The following is a 17,281-nucleotide window of genomic DNA, read 5'->3' as shown; positions in this document are numbered from 1 at the left end:
CTGTTGCGCAACGGGTTCAGTGCACGCGACGAATCTGCTGGAGGACGGAGTTCCAGTTCTCGGATGCGACCTTCCGTTGATCCTCGCCACTGAGCGGCGCCGTGGTGAGGAAGTCGCGCGCCGCGAAGTCCCGTGCGCTGTTGAACGGATAGTCGGACGCGTGCATGATGCGGTCGACGCCGACGACGTCGACGGCCCAGCGAAGATATCGGTGGCTCGCGATGCCGCCCGGAGTGACGAACACGTTGGTGCGGAAATAGTCCTCCAGCGGGCGATCCAGCCTGGAGAACCCGTCGAGCACGGCAATGCGGTCGAGATAGAAGAGGACCATTTCTCCCCAATGCCCCACGATGACCTGAAGATTGGGAAGACGGTCGAATAGTCCGGACAGGATGAGGCGCAACAGAGCGACACCGGTCTGGTAGTGCCAACCAGGTGCGCCGGTTCCCAGCATTCCCCCGACGGCGTCGCCAAGGCCTCCGTAATACGTTGCACCGATCGTGGCGGGCGGCGAGCTGGGGTGCAGGTAGATCGGCACTTGGTAATGGTGGGCCGCTTCGAAGATCTCGCGGTACCGCGGCGCGTCCAGGAAGTCGTCGCCGGCCAAACTGTGAAGCATGGTCCCGTGCAACCCGAGGTCGACGATGCAACGTTCGAGTTCGCGCGCTGCCGCATCCGGCGACGAGGTGGCCAACGTCGCGAAGCCGTGAAAGCGGCCGGGGTGTCGGTGCACCGCGTCGGCGATGACGTCGTTGGTGGGGGCCTGTAGGGCGAGGGCCTCGGATGCCGGCAGCTGCTGCAGTCCCGGTGTGGTGACGGACAGCACTGCAGTGTCGACGCCCGCTTCGTCCATCGCCCGCAACCGGCCCTCACCCAGGTCCATCAGCGGCTGTGCGGCTCGCTCGGTCATCTGCATCGCCACGTCGTTGGGGCCGAACCGTCGCCACGCCGCGAACAGGTCGGCGGTGGCGATGTGCTCCTCGAGGCCGACGACGTTCATGCTGCCGACGCCGAGGGATGTGCGACGACGACCTTGCCCATCTGCTGCCCCCGCTCGAGGTAGCGGTGCGCATCGGCGATGTCGGCGAACGGGAACACTCGGTCGACGGTGGGCCGAAGCGCTCCCGTGCGCAGCCCAGCGTTCAGGAATGCGGCGATCCGCCTAACGGCGGCAGGATCGAGTGTGTGCTCAAAGCTCGCGTACCGGTGGATCGTGAGGGGATTCATCGGAAAGGACGCCGGTCGTGGATCCAACCACCCCACCGTGACGAGAGTTCCTCCCGTCTTCGCCGCGGTGGCCAACTGAGCGAGCCCGGGGCCCATCACCGAGTCGACGACGACGTCGACGCCCGCGCCGCCGGTATGACTTCTGGCAGCCTGGGCGACATCCGTGGCGTCGGCGCCGAACACGGCGGCCGCGCCCGCGCGCAGCAGTAGGTCGGTCTTCTCGGGGCTGCGCGTGACGGCCAGCGGAATGGCGCCGACCTGGTTGGCGATTTGAATGGCCGCCAGGCCCAGGCCGCTCGAGGCGGCGGTGATCAGGACATGGTCACCGGGCCGCATCATGGCCTTCTCGACGAGGGCGCCGTAGGCGGTGGAGTAAGACACCCAGAGCGCCGCGGCGCCAACTGCGTCGAGGCCGTTGGGCCGCGCGATGACTCGGTCGGCCGGAACGTTCACGTATTCGGCGTAGGTCCCGCGAATGTCGGCGTCGGGCACCGCGGTGATGATGACGTCGTCTCCGATGGAGAAGCCCTCGACGCCCGGACCGAGTGCGTCGACGGTACCGGTGCCCTCAACGCCCAAATGGGCACGCGGTAGTCGGATCGGCGCGGGATACTCCCCTGCGCGCATCATCTGGTCGAGACGGTTGACCCCGAAAGCCTGGATCTTGACCCGCAATTCGGCCGCGTCCGGCTCACTGATCGGCTCGTCGACGATCGAGAGGACATCGGCGCTGCCGAACTCGTCGAACACTACAACTTGGGCCATGGTCGTCTCCTTCATGATGGTGTGGCCGAACCACCGCGACGGAGGCGGGCCATGCCACCCTATTAGTTATACACTCGTACAAGTAATGCCACAACCACGCCAGGAGGCACTCGATGGCCGGACGACCGGTAGACCATCGGCGACGGGCCGAGCTGCTCGACGCCATCACCGACTACGCGGTCGCGCAGGGGTTCTCGGAGTTGACCTGGCGCCCCGTCGCTGCCGCAGTCGGGGTCACCTCCAACACACTCGTGCATCACTTCGGCACGAAGGAGCAGATGTTTCAGGCGGTCCTGCAACGCCTGCGGGAGCGCCTCGTCGCGGCTACCAGTGACATGCTCGTGGGTCCCGCCGACCTGGCGGCAGCGGCTCGTTCGACCTGGGAGTGGACTTCTGCCCCGCAGCGAGCGCAGGAGTTTCGGCTCTTCTTCGCGGTGTACGGGCGCGCTCTGCAAGCACCACGACAATTCTCGGACTTTCTCGACCAGGTGGTGTCGGACTGGATCGGCTCACTGTGCACGGCACAAGGCCCCGACGTCGACCCGGTGACAGCCGCGCGGAGGGCGACCCTGGTGATCGCCACGATTCGAGGTCTTCTGCTCGACCTGCTGGCCACCGGCGAGCACGACCGGGTTCACGACGCGGCGGAGGCCTTCCTCGAGAGCCTGTGACCGTCCGCATCACCTCGGCCCGCTGAAGGTCACACACCTGTGCGGTCGACCACCGAGCCGGCGATCGCGGTTGGCGTCAGCCCCGTGCCGGGGGCGTAGTGATCATCGGCAGAAGGTATTGGCGCACGTAGGCGCGGACTTCGGCGGGGGTGGTCAGCTCGATGGAGGTGTGCGGAGTGACGATGAACGACAAGGTCAGCCGGGTCTGCAGTTCGGCCACGGTCCGCAGGTGGCGCTGCTGTGCAGCGGAGATGTGGGAGTCTCCGTGAAGCGCGGTCCGAAGTAGGGTCACCGTCTGTTCGGCGGCGAAATCGAGAATGGGCCCGGCGTCGACCGTGAGGCTGCGCAGCAGCGCATCTGGTTCGGTGCGCATCAACTTGTGCAACAGTTCGTTGTCTCGAAGGAACGTCACCCCGAACATGGTGGAGCGGAACATCCGATCTTCGAGGGTGGTGCCCCGCGCCCAGGCCTCCGCGTCGCCGGCGAGGTACCGCCGGGCCTCGGTCAACACCAGGGCGTCGATCAGTGCCGCCTTGTTGGGGAAGCGCCGATACAGCGTGGCGCGGCCCAACCCACTGCGCCGAGCCACGTCGTCCATGGTGATCCGCCGGAACCCGACCTCCATGGCCTGTTCACGGGTGGCGTCGAGGATCCGGGCGGTGAGATCGTCGGGCTGCTCGAGGTGAGCGATCGCATCCGCGTCGAGCGCGCTCAGATACTGCATGAACTCCTCGGTGCGGCTTCCGTTCACCAACTCACTCCTTGCGCTTCGGTCGTGTCAGTGTAGCGTCGTGGTCGAGACTGTGAGACGTTTTGCGTATATTTGTCTCATCGCCATGCAGATCGTGAGTCGAGAGGATTGCCATGAGGATCGGACTGTATGCCAGGTGGTTGGCGATGCACGGCGCGCCGCGGGCCTACCTGACCACGAGTGCCCGCGGGGGCGATCCGTTGTCGGCGCTGCTCGTCGGACGGACCAACGGTCACGATCCCTATCCGATGATGGAGTCCATCCGAGCTAGGGGACCGCTGGTGCGGACCAAGTCGACCTGGGTCACGGTCGACTACGGAATTACTCGGGAGATCCTGCGCGACAACAGGTTCAAGGTTACGCCGTCCTCGGCAGTCAGCCTTCCGCGGCCACTGCGTGCACTGGTCGAGCGGACCGACCCCGCCGTGGCCAACCCAATCGAGCCTCCGGCCATGGTCGCCGTCGACCCGCCCGATCACACGCGATACCGCAAGCTGGTCGCACACAGCTTCACTCCACGCGCGATCGCCCAGCTCGACACCCGCGTCACCGAGGTGACCGACGCGCTGATCGATCGAATCGCTGGTCTCCCCCAGCCCGATCTGATCGACGACTTCGCCACGCGTTTAACTCTCGAAATCATCACCGAATTGCTTGGACTACCGGCCGAGGTCATGCCCCGGATGTTGCACTGGGGTCACCATGCGGCCCCACTGCTCGACGTCGGGATCGGCTGGCGGACCTACCGCGAGGCCATCGACGCGTTGCGCGACGCCGACGCGGTGCTGCGTGACCACTTCGCCGCCCTACGGGCCGGGTCAACCGCCGGGGGCCCCTTCAGCAGACTCGCCGGCGAACTGACGGCTCGCGAGTTCACCTCCAACGCAATCCTTCTCGTCGGCGCCGGGTTCGAGACCACTGTCAACCTCATCGGCAATGGCATCGTCGCACTGCTGCGCCACCCCGATCAACTCGCCGCGTTGCACGACGACCCATCGTTGTGGCCCAACGCGATCGAGGAACTCCTGCGCTTCGACAGCCCCGTCCAGATGACGGCTCGCACGGCCATCTGCGACGTCACACTCGCGGGCGCCGACATTCGCGCGGGCGACACGATCACGCTGTTGCTCGGGGGCGCCAATCGAGACCCGGCGGTCTTCCCCGACCCCGACCGCGTCGACGTCACCCGGTCCAACGCCCGTGACCATCTCGCCTTCGCCTCCGGCATCCACGTCTGCCTGGGCGCACCGCTGGCCCGGATCGAAGGCCGTTCCGCGCTTCGTGCTCTGTTCGACACGTTCCCCGACGTTCGGGTCACCACGGACGTCGAACACCGCGGACTCGTCAACCTACGCGGATTCGCGCATCTGCCAAGTCAACTGGGTCATCGCCAGATGGTCGGCACTCCGCCCACGGTCTGACGGACTCCCATCGTCGTGGGCCCGGTCCGCCGCACCGTATGCCACTCAGCGAGACAACGGGCTGGTCACAGGTCGCTTCGGCGTACCTTCAGTCATTGTGAAGTTCCCGAGCCTGGGCAAGACGGGTATCAGCCTCGTGGTGTTCTGTGCACTGGCGACGGCCGTGACGATGCTTGCGCCACCCGCGGGCGCGGTCATGAACGCCGGCAACTATGCACTGGACATCACCGGGCGGTACGACTTCCACACCTGGATATGGGCCATCTCGCGCTGTGAAACCACGTCCGAGTGCCGGAGCGTCACTGCGATACCCATGCCGGTCGCGAAGGCATTTCCCTACACGGGTGAGGCACCGCTGGTCGACGGCCGCTACACGCTCGTCGTCGACGTCCCCGACGGGCTGCGTTGCGGCAACGTTTATTACGGCCCGGTCGTACCCACCCGCGACGTCTATTCGTGGGATGCGACGACGCTGCAGGGCACGATGGAATCGTCGTTCACTACCGGATGCGACGGAGCCCCGGGCGGCACGTATTCCTATCCCTTCACACTGTCGTTGATGTAGCTCGACGAGTCGCCGAGGTAACGGCGTCTCCCCCTTGCTACGCGGTGGGGGCGGCGTCCTGTTCGCGTTTGATTTCCAGGGCGATGTCGATGAGTTGGTCTTCCTGGCCGCCGATGAGTTTGCGTTGCCCGGCGCGGTGCAGCAGCTGGGCGGCGTCCTGTTCGCGTTTGATTTCCAGGGCGATGTCGATGAGTTGGTCTTCCTGGCCGCCGATGAGTTTGCGTTGCCCGGCGCGGTGCAGCAGCTGATGGGCNGGCACCCCGTAGCGGTCGGCCTGGCGGATGGCGTGNTTGAGGAAGCTGGAGTACACCCCCGAATACCCCATCACCAACGCGTTGCGATCNANCAGNCACTCCTGCGGCATCGCCGGGCGCACCACGTCCTCGGCNGCGTCGGCGATCTCGAAGAAGTCGATCCCGGTCTTCACCCCGATCTTGTCGAACACCCCGATCATCGCCTCCACCGGCGCATTGCCCGCACCCGCCCCGAACGTCGGCGATCTCGAAGAAGTCGATCCCGGTCTTCACCCCGATCTTGTCGAACACCCCGATCATCGCCTCCACCGGCGCATTGCCCGCACCCGCCCCGAAACGCCGGGTACTGCCGTCGATCTGCTTGGCCCCCGCCCGCACCGCCTCCACACTGTTGGCCACCCCCAACCCGAGGTTCTCGTGGCCATGAAACCCGACCTGCGCATCCGATCCCAATTCGGCGACCAACGCGGCCACGCGGTCGGCGACCCCCTCGAGCACCAACGCCCCGGCCGAGTCCACGACGTACACGCACTGACAGCCCGCATCAGCCATGATCCGGGCCTGGGCGGCTAGCTTCTCCGGCGGCGACGTGTGGGCCATCATCAGGAACCCGACGGTCTCGAGCCCCAGATCGCGGGCCAACCCGAAGTGCTGAACCGACACGTCGGCCTCGGTGCAATGGGTCGCGATGCGGCAGATCGAGCCGCCGTTCTGCTGGGCTTCCTTGATGTCGTCCTTGGTGCCCAACCCCGGCAACATCAGAAACGCGATCTTCGAGGTCGTCGCCGTTTCGGCCGCCAGCTTGATGAGCTCCTGCTCCGGGGTCTTGGAGAACCCGTAGTTGAAGCTCGACCCGCCGAGCCCGTCGCCGTGAGTCACCTCGATCACCGGCACCCCCGCCGCATCCAACGCGAACACGATGGACTGCACTTCCTCGGCGGTGAACTGGTGACGCTTGTGATGAGACCCGTCACGCAACGACGTGTCGGTCATCCGGACATCCCAACTCGCGTCGAACCAGACCTCGGTGTCCATGCGCGATCCGCTGCGCTCCTCGCTGACCCTCATGCGTGGCCTCCCGACCGTACTGTCTGCTCTTCGCGCAAGCGCTCATCGCCGCAGCCAGAAATTTCCTTGGCGATCTCCTCGCCGACCTTCGTGGCGGCGGCGGTCATGATGTCCAAATTCCCCGCATACGGCGGCAGGTAGTCCCCCGCACCCTCCACCTGTTCCTTGGCGATCTCCTCGCCGACCTTCGTGGCGGCGGCGGTCATGATGTCCAAATTCCCCGCATACGGCGGCAGGTAGTCCCCCGCACCCTCCACCTCGACGAACACCGTCACCACCGCCTGACCACCCGAATGCACCGACGGCGGGTCGAACTGCGGCTCGTTGAGCAACCGATACCCCGGCACATAGGTCTGCACCTGCGCGGCCACCTCCATGATCGANGCGGTGATCGCATCCTGGTCGGCGTCCTCCGGAATCGCACAAAAGATCGTGTCGCGCATGATCATCGGCGGCTCCGCCGGATTCAAGATGATGATCGCCTTCCCCCGACGCGCCCCACCGATGTGCTGCACCCCGGCACTGGTGGTCTTGGTGAACTCGTCGATGTTGGCCCGCGTCCCCGGCCCCGCCGACGCACTCGACACCGACGCCACGATCTCCGCATACGGCACCTCCACCACCCGCGACACCGCGTGCACCATCGGGATGGTGGCCTGCCCACCACAGGTCACCATGTTCACATTCGGCGCGTCCAAATGCTCACGCAGATTCGCCGGCGGAATCACCCCCGGCCCCACCGCCGCCGGGGTCAGATCAATCGCCCGAATCCCCGCCTCGGCGTTCGGCGCGTCCAAATGCTCACGCAGATTCGCCGGCGGAATCACCCCCGGCCCCACCGCCGCCGGGGTCAGATCAATCGCCCGAATCCCCGCCTCGGCGTAGCGCGGCGCGGCGGCGCGGTGGACGTAGGCACTGGTCGCCTCGAACACCAAATCCGGCTTCTCCGACTGGGCGAGCAACCAATCCACCCCCTCGTGAGAGGTCTCCAACCCCAATGTGCGGGCCCGCGCCAACCCCTCGCTCTCGGGGTCGATCCCGATCATCCAGCGTGGCTCCAACCACTCCGAACGCAGCAACTTGTACAACAAGTCGGTACTGATGTTGCCGGACCCGACGATCGCGACGGTCGCCTTCTCACCCATGCAGACACTCCCTATTCGAACGACAAACGGACCGAACCCAGCCCCAGAAAATCGGCGACGAAGTCGTCACCCGGACGCGCGTCAATCGCCCGCGTGCACGACCCGGGCAACACGATGTCCCCNGCCCGCAACCGCACCCCGAACTGGNCGACCTTGCGGGCCAACCACGCCACCGCGGTCACCGGATTGCCCAACACCGCATCACTGCGCCCCTCGGCGACCACCTCACCGTTACGNGTCAACACCGCGTCGATGTTCTTGACGTCGACGTCCTTCGGAGACACCCGATCGGTACCCAACACCCACCCCGCCGAGGACGCNTTGTCCGCGATCGTGTCGCACAACNTGATCTTCCAGTCGGTGATGCGGGTGTCGATCAGATCAACTCGATCGACGGCGCGAACGCCGCCGTCGCGGCCAACACGTCGTCCTCGGTGCACCCCGCCCCCGGCAGATCATCNGCCAGGATGAACCCGACCTCGACCTCCACCCGCGGATACAAGAACGTGCCCGCCGGCACCGGCTTGTCCTCGAAGACCTCCATGTCGGCCAACAGGTGACCGTAATCCGGCTCGTCGACGCCCATCATCTGCTGCATCGCCACCGACGACAAACCCACCTTGTGCCCGACCACCCGCGCACCCTCGGCCACCCGCTGACGAATGTTCAACAGCTGAATCTCATAAGCGTCGACCACGTCGATCTCGGCGACAAACCCACCTTGTGCCCGACCACCCGCGCACCCTCGGCCACCCGCTGACGAATGTTCAACAGCTGAATCTCATAAGCGTCGACCACGTCGATCTCGACGTACCGATCAGTCAACGGCGTCATCGGCACCCTGCCCCGCTCAGCCTCGGCCAACTCCGCGGCCAACTCGGCACGCACTGCAGACGACAACATCGGTGAAGTCCCCTCGTTTCGTCGACCGGCACAGTTGTGGGTCGGCCGGGCAATTCTATAACGTGTTCTACATGACTCAACAGGAGTACGACGTCGTCGTGGTCGGAAGCGGCGCCGCCGGGATGGTGGCCGCACTCACCGCCGCCCACCAGGGACTCTCGACATTAGTCGTCGAGAAGGCTCCGCACTATGGCGGTTCCACTGCCCGGTCGGGTGGTGGAGTCTGGATTCCGAACAACGAAGTGCTCAAGCGGGACGGGGTGAAGGACACCGCCGACGCCGCCCGCACCTATCTGCACACGATCATCGGCGACGCCGTCGAGCCGGAGAAGATCGACACGTATCTGGACCGCGGACCGGAGATGTTGTCGTTCGTGCTGAAGCACTCGCCGCTCAAGCTGTGCTGGGTGCCCGGGTACTCCGACTACTACCCCGAGGCCGCGGGCGGCAAGCCCACGGGTCGATCGGTGGAGCCCAAGCCGTTCGACGCCAAGAAGCTCGGGCCGGACGAGTCGGGACTCGAACCGCCGTACGGCAAGGTCCCCATGAACATGGTCGTCATGCAGCAGGACTACGTGCGGCTCAACCAGTTGAAGCGGCATCCACGTGGCGTACTGCGCAGTCTCAAGGTGGGCATCCGCGCGACCTGGGCCAAGGTCACCGGCAAGAACCTGGTCGGCATGGGCCGCGCCCTGATCGCCCCCATGCGGATCGGCCTCCAAAGGGCCGGCGTGCCAGTCCAACTCAACACTGCCCTGACCGATCTGTACGTCGAGGACGGCGTCGTCCGCGGGGTCTACGTGCGCGACACCACGGAACCCGAGAGCGCCGAGCCGCGGCTAATTCGCGTGCGCCGTGGCGTCATCCTCGGAAGCGGCGGCTTCGAGCACAACGAGCAGATGCGGGTGAAGTACCAGCGCGCACCGATCACCACCGAGTGGACCGTCGGAGCGGTCGCCAACACCGGCGACGGCATCATCGCCGCCGAGAAGCTCGGTGCCGCACTGGAATTGATGGAAGACGCCTGGTGGGGCCCGACCGTGCCGCTCGTCGGGGCGCCGTGGTTCGCGCTGTCCGAGCGCAACTCTCCCGGCTCGATCATCGTCAACACCAGCGGCAAGCGGTTCATGAACGAGTCGATGCCGTACGTCGAGGCGTGTCATTGGATGTACGGCGGCGAGTTCGGCCAGGGGGAGGGCCCCGGCGAGAACGTGCCCTCTTGGCTGGTGTTCGACCAGCAATACCGCGACCGCTACATCTTCGCGGGTCTGCAACCGGGACAGCGCATTCCGAAGCGATGGCTGGAGTCCGGCGTCGTCGTCAAGGCCGACACGATCGAGGAACTGGCCGAGACGACCGGACTGCCGCTCGGCGAGTTCAAGGGCACGGTGGAGCGGTTCAACGGCTTCGCCCGCGCGGGCGTCGACGAGGACTTCCATCGCGGCGAGAGCGCGTACGACCGTTACTACGGCGACCCGACCAACAAGCCCAACCCCAACCTCGGCGAGATCAACCACGGTCCGTTCTACGCGGCCAAGTTGGTGCCGGGCGACCTCGGCACCAAGGGCGGCGTGCGCACCGACGTGAACGGCCGGGCGCTGCGCGACGACGGATCGGTGATCGAGGGGCTGTACGCCGCGGGCAACGTCAGCTCACCGGTGATGGGCCACACCTATCCCGGTCCCGGCGGTACCATCGGCCCCGCCATGACGTTCGGATACCTCGCTGCGCTGCATCTGGCGTCGACCACCTCCGGAACGGCCTGACGTGCCGATCGACCTCGACGAGGCCATCGGAGCCGAACTGCCGCCGGTCGAGTTCTCTTGGAGCAGCAGCGACGTTCAGCTGTATCACCTCGGATTGGGAGCCGGCGCCGATCCGCTGGACGCCCGCGAGCTCCGGTACCTGGCCGACGACACGCCCCAGGTGCTGCCGACGTTCGGATGCGTCGCGCAGACGTTCCACGCGACCGAGGCGCCGACGGTGAAGTTCCCCGGCATCGACATCGAGCTGTCGAAGGTGCTGCACGCCAGCGAGACCGTCACCGTTCCCGGTCCCATCCCGCCGTCGGGAACGGGACGGGCCGTCACCCGCTTCACCGACATCTGGGACAAGGGCAAGGCGGCGGTGATCTGGTCGGAGACGACGGTGACCACTCCCGGTGGCGATCTGTTGTGGACCCAGAGACGCTCCATCTTCGCCCGCGGGGAGGGCGGCTTCGGCGGCGAGCGTGGCTCTTCGTCCTCGGCCGAGCCGCCGGACCGCGCCCCGGACGTCGAGTTGTCCATCCCGACGTTGCCGCAGCAGGCCCTGCTGTACCGGCTCTGCGGTGATCGCAACCCGCTGCACTCCGACCCCGAATTTGCCGCAGCGGCAGGCTTTCCGAAGCCGATCCTGCATGGACTGTGCACCTACGGCATCGGAGCCAAGGCGCTCGTCGACCGCTTCCTCGACGGCGACGTGGCACGCGTCGGTTCGTACGGCGCTCGTTTCGCAGGAGTCCTCTTTCCCGGCGAGACCTTGGTGGCGCGCGTATGGGAGGACGACGGACGGCTGCTCGCGGTCTTCGTGGCTCCGGATCGTGACGACGCGGTGGTGCTCTCCGGCGTGGAGCTGACACCGGCCTAGTCCGGAAATTGGTGACCGGACACTTGCTGGGGACCTGATAGCTTCAGGCATACGACTGTTTCCGTCGTGGGAACGTCGTTGACTCATGGGGAGGCACGTCACGTGAAGATCACCACAGCATTGGCAGCAGCCGCTGCCGCTGCCGCAGTTGGCTCGATCGGGTTCGTCGGAACGCCGATTGCCGCCGCCGATGATCTGACCACCACCACGATCGGGAACGAAGCCAGGCTGACCAACGGGAACGTGGTGCAGGGCTGGACGATCACCAACCTGAAGCCCAGCACCGACGTGATCCCCTACCCGGTCGCGGGCACGCTGTGGGAGGCCACCGCGACCGATCAGGCCATCGAGGGCAACGTCACCCCCATCGTCTCGAACCTGAACGCGCGCGCCAAGACTGGCGAGACCTACCGCGTGCTGTTCGGTGTCGCGACCCCGCAGGGCGTGAACCCGGCGACGCTCACCCAGGGTGAGCGGACCACCGGAAAGGTGTACTTCGACGTCACCGGCGACACGCCCGACAGCGTCGTCTACAACGACGGCAGCCATGACCTCCTGGTGTGGGTCCAGCCGCCGCCGCAGCTGCCCACGCAGCGGGGCGGGGGTAGCTACTCGTCGTCTTCCCCCGCGTCCACCACCCCCGCGACGCCGGCGCCAGGTGCAGTCCCCGGCGCGCCGATGGGCGCCGAGGCCGTCCCCGCGCCGGGCGCCGTCCAACCGGCGGGCAGCTCGGGCACGCCGATTCCAGCCGGTAGCCAGGGCACCCCGCTCGCACCTGGCAGCCAGGGCACGCCGGTCCCCGGCGCCACGCCGACGACACCCGTCCCGGCGGGTACCGAGGGGGCACCGCTGCCCGCGAGCGTTCAGGGGGGCACCGCGCCCACCGGAAGCCAGGGCACGCCGTTGCCGGTCGGCACGCCGGCGCCGGCTGCCGCACCCGCGGCTGCTGGGCCGGCCGCGCCCTCGACGACGGTGATCGTGCCGCCGCCGGCCTGATCAGATCAGGAGTGGCTCGACCACCACACGTAGAGCTGGTCGAGATTGGGGCCGTTCGCGGCGCCGTCGACCGAGGCGAGCATCAGCTTGGCGTTGTCGGTCCAGGTCAGGGTGGGCACACTGTCGCGGTAGCCGCAGACGAGCGTGCCACTGACCAGCTGCGGAGTGGCGTTGCGGCGCCAGGCTCCCGGTGACTGAATGTTGCCGGGGCAGTTGACCACCTGCATGTCAGCCACCACCGCGCCGAAGGCCGCCTGCACCGCCGCGACGTCCTCGAACGAGGTGAACGTCGAGGCAGGCGGTCCGCCGGCATCGGTGTTCTGGGTGCATACGACCTTCGCCGCCGCGGCTTGCGGCACGTCCGCCGGGGTGCATGCCTCAGAGGAGTAGCCCGGCGGAAGAGCTCCGCGGAGTCGCTGCTGCGCAGCCGAATTCACCGACGACGTGGTGGTCGACGTCGTCGCGTCCGCCGACGAGTCGGGTCCGTCGGACGACGGCCACAACGCCCACACGGCCAGCACCGCGACGGCCACCGCCGCCGCGCCCGCCGCCACGACCGGTCCAACGGGGAACTTCCTGGCCTTGGGCCCGACCGCCCGCGGATCAACGGTCAACGGCTCGGTGTAGAGGTTGGCGAAGGTGTCTCCCGCGGGCGGTGGGCCGTAGTTCGGCGGGGCGACCGCCGAGCGCGGGCCCAACGTCGCGATCTTCTCGTTCAGGGCGCGCGCGAAGTCCGCGCAACGGGCGAAACGACTTTCGGGCCGCTTGGACAGCGCGACCGTCAGGACGGGGTCGAGCGCGGCGAGCTCCGGCCGCTTCGACGCTAGCGTCGGCGGCTTCGAGTTGAGGTGGTCGTGGATCACCTCGGCGGGGTCCGAGCTCGGGAACAGGGGCTCGCCGGTCAGAAGCTGATACGCCGTTGCCGCGAGCGCATACTGGTCGGCCCGGGGACCGACCTCGTCGCCGGACAATTGTTCCGGTGCGCAGTACGCGACGGTGCCGATCGCCGTCGTCGACGCGGACACGTCGTCGGACTCGTTGATGTCGCGGGCAATGCCGAAGTCGGTCAACAGGATTCGCTGTTCGCCGTCGTCGTCGAGGTGGGTCAGCATGATGTTGGCCGGCTTGACGTCCCGGTGCAGCAGGCCGCGCTTGTGGGCCCCGTCGAGGGCGCTGGCGACGGCGGTGACGATGCGTGCCACGTCGTCGGCGGGCATGCCGGCGGGATGTCGCTCGGCGATGAGCCGCGAGGCGTCGAGTCCGTCGACGTAGTCCATCGAGATCCACAGCTGGCCGTCTGCCTCGCCGCGATCGTGCACCCCGACGACGTTGGGATGCCAGAGCGTGGAGGCAAGATCCGCTTCGCGGTTGAAGCGGGCGCGGTACTCGGTGTCGGCGGACCAAGCCGACGGAAGCAGCTTCAGCGCGTCGCGCCGCGGTAGCCGAGGATGCTGCGCCAGATACACCCGACCCATCCCGCCGGAGCCCAGCAGGGCGATGATCTCGTATCCGGCGAAGGTCTGACCGATGGTCAGCTCGTCATCCGGCAAGGGCGGGAGAGAAGGCCACTCATCGGGTGGTGGCGAACTCATTCCCGTACCTCCGAGTCGCTCGATCTGACTTTTGCATGCTTGCGCGTCAGTAACGAGCGTAGTGCTCGGCGGTCACATGTTGCGTTCGAGGCCGTCTCCACGCTGCGGTGGTGCGACGGGCGCGGGGCCCGCGCCATGGGGTGCGGGGCCGGCGGCGGCGTGGTCGAGCGGTGGCCGGCCATCCCTGCCAGCCCGCTCCCGTTCTGCGCGCTCGTCTCGCTCCTCGCGTTCCCGCTGCTCGGGTGACTGCTGCGGCGGAGGTGCGCCTGCGCCACCCGCACCCTGGCCGGCCGTCGGCTGACCGCCGGCTGGCTGCCCGGCTGACTGACCTGCTGGTTGCCCGGCTGGCTGGCTGGCTCCTCGTGACCCGCCGTGGGAACCGCCACCCCCGCCGCCCTGGGCCGCCTGCATGGCCTGCTGAATCATCGAGCCGAATTGGCCTGCCTGCTGGCCGAGTTGCTGCGCGGGCGCGCCGGCCTGCCCCGCCATCTGACCGAGCTGTCCCAGCATCTGACCGAATTGGCCGACGGACTGACCGCCCTGGTCGTCGGCGTTCTCGTAAGCGCTCTGCGCCGAACCCAACTTGCCGGCGAACATGGTCTCCTTGGCCTGCAGCGCGGTCACGCTCGCCGCCATCGGCGCCGTCAAGGTCGGCAGCACGCCGGCGATCGTCATGCTCATGGCGTCCTCACCCGGAGGGAGCATCGGAATCTGGGGCAGCTCGACACTGGCGGGATCCCAGTTCAGGGCGCCCGGCGTGTGCATCGGATCCATGGACATCAGGAAACACCTCCCCCTAGCTCACCAGTCATCGTCGACTTCTTCCTCGCCGTAGTCGAGCGGTGCCGGAGCGGCGAGCGACGAGCCGGTGCCACCGCTTTCGCCGCGCTGTTGGCCCATCATGCCCATGCCGCCGCCCATGCCACCGGCGCCCGCGCTGACCGGCGCCAAGCCCGCGATCGCCGCCCCGCTCGCGCCCGCGGGCCGCACCGACACGTCACCGGAGCTGCCGACCAGACTGGCCAGGGCCGGTGACTGCGGTGACAGACCGCCAGATCCTGGCAGCCCCGCCGCCTTCACCATGCCGCCTCCGGCACCCGCACCCGAGCCACCGGCCAGCGGGTGGTTGGAGAACGCCGAGAAGGGCGACACCGACGAACCCATGCCGGAGCTGCCCTTGCCCGCCGACATCAGCTGCTGCAACGGCTGCATGATCTGTTGCAGCGGCTGCATCAGCTGCTGCGGTGCCTGGGTCAACATGCCGCCGATCTGCTGCGGGAGCTGCATCGCCATCTGGCCCATCTGCATCATCATCTGCATCGCCTGCTGCGAGCCCTTGTCTGCGGCCTGCGACACCTGAGCGGTCCCAGGAGGGGCACCCGGATTGGGGATGTTGGGCGGCACGCCGAGGCCGGACGCCAGTTCGGCCGAGTTCGCGTTCACCATGGCGATGTTCTGCGACAGACCCGCCTTGATCCGGCTCTGCACCAGCTCCTGGGCGTTGCCGAAGGGCATCGCCGACAACGCCTCGCATTCGTGCTGAACCTCTTGGGCGGTGACGTTGACCAACATCTTCGTCTTCGCCACGGTGGCCTCCATGGTGCGCAGCTTCAGGGCGATTGCCGCGGCCTGGGCGGCATTGGCCTCGTGACCGGCGACGATCGTGGTGGCTTCACCCCCGGCGGCAAGCGCGCTGGCGCCCTTCCACTGATCGGCCATCTTCATCATCTGGCCCTGCTGCTGCGGTACCACCGAGCCGGTTATCTTGGCCGCCAGCGCCTCGTAGGAGGCCGCGGCAGCCGCCAGCGACTCCTCGTCGACGTTCGGCCAGCCAGGCCCCGTCACCGTCTGTGAACCAAACGGGCTGCTGTCGGGTGGCACACCCACGACTCGGCTCCCTCCCGCGCGTTTTGCTACGTAGGTCGAGATTACCGTCGAATCCGGGCGCGAGATGCACCAAAGGAGAGCTACTGGTCGCCTTCGCCGGCCGACCCGCCTCCGCTCGGTGCGGCTTTCCCGCCGTCGCCGGCCGGCTCGTTCACGGCGGTGGCGCCGGTTGACGGTGGCTCCGTCGGTTCCGGCGGCGACGAGGTCTGCGATGCAGTCGCTTCCGTCGTCGGCGAGTTGCCTGCGACCGGTTGGGCGGCCGTCTCACCGGGCTCGAACTTGTTGCCCGAGTCCATGACGTCCAGCGAGGTCCCGGTGACCTCGGTCGACGCGCCCGACTGTGCCGCCGGCTCCGGCGCAGGGGTTGGAGATGGGGGCGGGGGCGGCGGGGTGTCGTCGACGCTTGGCGCCACGTCGATGGCGGGCGCGGCGAAGCGCGCTTGCTCGATCACGGGTGGCGGAGGTGGCGGTGGAGGGAGGGGATCGACGCTCGGCTCCAGCGCGAAGGTGGTGACGACCGTGGCGGACGGCTCGTCGACCTGCGGCGCCACCGGCGCGACCGACATCGCCGCTACCGACATCGCCGAGGGCACCGCACTGATCGGGGTCCGCACCTCGTAGGCCGGCTTACCGCTCACCGCGATCACGTGAATCTTCTCGGATTCGCCCGGCACCGACGTCACGGTGATCTTGTCCAGTTCGGTCTTCACCTGCGACACGTCGGACGTACCAAGGAACACCGCGTCCAGCGTCTTGGACAGGTCCGCGAGGTCAGGGTGCTGCAGCAGTTGCGCCAACGCGACGTCGGGTAGCTCGAGCAGCGCTCGTATCTTCGCCTCGAGAGCGGGCCGCTCCAATTCGCTTGTCTGCGAGAGCAACGCCAGCAGCGCAGTCAGCTTCGACCTGAGTGGCACCTGTTGCACGACGAGCGACCGACTCGAACTCTCGAGCCCGATTCGAACGTTGGTCGGCCCAGACGCCGACATCGTCTTGAACACCGCTTGGGCCACGAATCGTTCGACGACGCCCTGGCCCGGGTGGTCGACGGCGTCGACGGCCGTCGGGTCCGACGCCTGGGGAAGGGGCACATACACTCGGGACTCGACGAAGGACGGGAAGACCGCCCACGCCGCGATCACCACCCCGGACGCGGCGAGCAGCGCCACGATCTGCCGGCCCTGCGTGCTCGTTGCCCGAGAAACACTGCGGCGCCGTGTATTCGTCGATGTGTAATCCACCATGTTCACCGCCCCCGGCACCGTTCCCAGATGCCCCGAGTGCGAGCGTACGACTCGGCCGACGCACCGGTCAACACCCAGTGTTGCAGTTTTGGCGAACGACACGAGGCATGCGCTCCACCGGGTGATGCGACTCGTCGGGACGTTTCGGGTCGTCCTGGATCGTTCGA

13 protein-coding genes and 3 pseudogenes are annotated in these 17,281 nt (G+C 67.4%); 6 read left to right on the top strand and 10 right to left on the bottom strand.

Annotated elements, in window-relative coordinates:
• Positions 1 to 16: 16 nt before the first annotated feature.
• The gene (locus H7J06_RS23190; protein ID WP_264041613.1) at positions 17 to 1,000 is read right to left on the bottom strand and encodes an amidohydrolase family protein; all 984 of its coding nucleotides are present in this window, start codon (positions 998 to 1,000) and stop codon (positions 17 to 19) included.
• Complete coding sequence (locus tag H7J06_RS23185) at positions 997 to 1,992, bottom strand: zinc-dependent alcohol dehydrogenase family protein (RefSeq protein WP_264041612.1); 996 nt, start codon at positions 1,990 to 1,992, stop codon at positions 997 to 999. The genes H7J06_RS23190 and H7J06_RS23185 overlap by 4 nt, the downstream gene beginning before the upstream one ends.
• A 113-nt stretch (positions 1,993 to 2,105) precedes the next feature.
• On the opposite strand from H7J06_RS23185, the gene H7J06_RS23180 reads away from it, so the two are divergent.
• Complete coding sequence (locus tag H7J06_RS23180) at positions 2,106 to 2,663, top strand: TetR/AcrR family transcriptional regulator (protein ID WP_264041611.1); 558 nt, start codon at positions 2,106 to 2,108, stop codon at positions 2,661 to 2,663.
• Positions 2,664 to 2,739: 76 nt separating this feature from the next.
• Here the strand turns inward: H7J06_RS23180 and H7J06_RS23175 are convergent, their stop codons facing one another.
• Complete coding sequence (locus H7J06_RS23175; RefSeq protein WP_264041610.1) at positions 2,740 to 3,414, bottom strand: TetR/AcrR family transcriptional regulator; 675 nt, start codon at positions 3,412 to 3,414, stop codon at positions 2,740 to 2,742.
• Between the two features lie 113 nt (positions 3,415 to 3,527).
• Here H7J06_RS23175 and H7J06_RS23170 point away from each other — a divergent pair, with 113 nt between their 5' ends.
• Entirely contained in the window at positions 3,528 to 4,835 is a 1,308-nt protein-coding gene (locus tag H7J06_RS23170; protein ID WP_264041609.1) for a cytochrome P450, read from the top strand.
• A gap of 169 nt (positions 4,836 to 5,004) precedes the next feature.
• Positions 5,005 to 5,400: a hypothetical protein gene (locus H7J06_RS23165; RefSeq protein ID WP_264041751.1), complete on the top strand. Its 396-nt coding sequence runs from the start codon at positions 5,005 to 5,007 to the stop codon at positions 5,398 to 5,400.
• A gap of 37 nt (positions 5,401 to 5,437) precedes the next feature.
• Here the strand turns inward: H7J06_RS23165 and dmpG are convergent.
• The 3 pseudogenes from dmpG to H7J06_RS23150 form a co-directional block, all read right to left on the bottom strand.
• A pseudogene (dmpG, locus tag H7J06_RS23160) lies at positions 5,438 to 6,689 on the bottom strand (4-hydroxy-2-oxovalerate aldolase).
• Between the two features lie 179 nt (positions 6,690 to 6,868).
• Positions 6,869 to 7,867: pseudogene (locus H7J06_RS23155) on the bottom strand (acetaldehyde dehydrogenase (acetylating)); the annotation flags it as partial.
• Between the two features lie 11 nt (positions 7,868 to 7,878).
• Positions 7,879 to 8,770: pseudogene (locus H7J06_RS23150) on the bottom strand (2-keto-4-pentenoate hydratase).
• Between the two features lie 62 nt (positions 8,771 to 8,832).
• On the opposite strand from H7J06_RS23150, the gene kstD reads away from it, so the two are divergent.
• From kstD to H7J06_RS23130, 3 genes are all read left to right on the top strand, one after another.
• Positions 8,833 to 10,536 (top strand): 3-oxosteroid 1-dehydrogenase, encoded by a 1,704-nt coding sequence (gene kstD, locus H7J06_RS23140; protein ID WP_308205821.1) that lies wholly within the window; start codon positions 8,833 to 8,835, stop codon positions 10,534 to 10,536.
• A gap of 1 nt (position 10,537) precedes the next feature.
• Positions 10,538 to 11,398 (top strand): enoyl-CoA hydratase ChsH3, encoded by an 861-nt coding sequence (chsH3, locus tag H7J06_RS23135; protein WP_264041606.1) that lies wholly within the window; start codon positions 10,538 to 10,540, stop codon positions 11,396 to 11,398.
• A gap of 102 nt (positions 11,399 to 11,500) precedes the next feature.
• Positions 11,501 to 12,394 carry an MPT63 family protein gene (locus H7J06_RS23130; protein ID WP_264041605.1) on the top strand — a complete coding sequence of 298 codons (894 nt, stop codon included), beginning with the start codon at positions 11,501 to 11,503 and terminating at the stop codon, positions 12,392 to 12,394.
• Positions 12,395 to 12,399: 5 nt separating this feature from the next.
• Here H7J06_RS23130 and H7J06_RS23125 read toward each other — a convergent pair whose 3' ends face one another.
• The 4 genes from H7J06_RS23125 to H7J06_RS23110 form a co-directional block, all read right to left on the bottom strand.
• Positions 12,400 to 13,944: a serine/threonine-protein kinase gene (locus tag H7J06_RS23125; RefSeq protein ID WP_264041604.1), complete on the bottom strand. Its 1,545-nt coding sequence runs from the start codon at positions 13,942 to 13,944 to the stop codon at positions 12,400 to 12,402.
• Positions 13,945 to 14,058: 114 nt separating this feature from the next.
• On the bottom strand, positions 14,059 to 14,766 hold the full coding sequence (locus tag H7J06_RS23120) for a hypothetical protein (protein ID WP_308205820.1): 708 nt from the start codon (positions 14,764 to 14,766) through the stop codon (positions 14,059 to 14,061).
• A 21-nt stretch (positions 14,767 to 14,787) separates the two neighbouring features.
• Positions 14,788 to 15,873 (bottom strand): hypothetical protein, encoded by a 1,086-nt coding sequence (locus H7J06_RS23115; RefSeq protein ID WP_264041603.1) that lies wholly within the window; start codon positions 15,871 to 15,873, stop codon positions 14,788 to 14,790.
• Positions 15,874 to 15,953: 80 nt separating this feature from the next.
• Positions 15,954 to 17,114 (bottom strand): hypothetical protein, encoded by a 1,161-nt coding sequence (locus tag H7J06_RS23110; RefSeq protein ID WP_264041602.1) that lies wholly within the window; start codon positions 17,112 to 17,114, stop codon positions 15,954 to 15,956.
• Positions 17,115 to 17,281: the final 167 nt, after the last annotated feature.

Source organism: Mycolicibacterium hodleri (assembly GCF_025822245.1).
In the GTDB taxonomy this organism is placed as follows: domain Bacteria; phylum Actinomycetota; class Actinomycetes; order Mycobacteriales; family Mycobacteriaceae; genus Mycobacterium; species Mycobacterium hodleri.
Note: the sequence above shows the minus strand (reverse complement) of the source record. Positions and strands in the feature narration are given on the sequence as shown.

Excerpts from the sequence above, each read along its gene's own strand:
- H7J06_RS23190 (WP_264041613.1), bottom strand. The coding sequence starts at position 1,000 with ATGAACGTCGTCGGCCTCGAGGAGCACATCGCCACCGCCGACCTGTTC.
- H7J06_RS23185 (WP_264041612.1), bottom strand. The coding sequence starts at position 1,992 with ATGGCCCAAGTTGTAGTGTTCGACGAGTTCGGCAGCGCCGATGTCCTC.
- H7J06_RS23180 (WP_264041611.1), top strand. The coding sequence starts at position 2,106 with ATGGCCGGACGACCGGTAGACCATCGGCGACGGGCCGAGCTGCTCGAC.
- H7J06_RS23170 (WP_264041609.1), top strand. The coding sequence starts at position 3,528 with ATGAGGATCGGACTGTATGCCAGGTGGTTGGCGATGCACGGCGCGCCG.
- H7J06_RS23165 (WP_264041751.1), top strand. The coding sequence starts at position 5,005 with ATGCTTGCGCCACCCGCGGGCGCGGTCATGAACGCCGGCAACTATGCA.
- H7J06_RS23120 (WP_308205820.1), bottom strand. The coding sequence starts at position 14,766 with ATGTCCATGGATCCGATGCACACGCCGGGCGCCCTGAACTGGGATCCC.
- H7J06_RS23110 (WP_264041602.1), bottom strand. The coding sequence starts at position 17,114 with ATGGTGGATTACACATCGACGAATACACGGCGCCGCAGTGTTTCTCGG.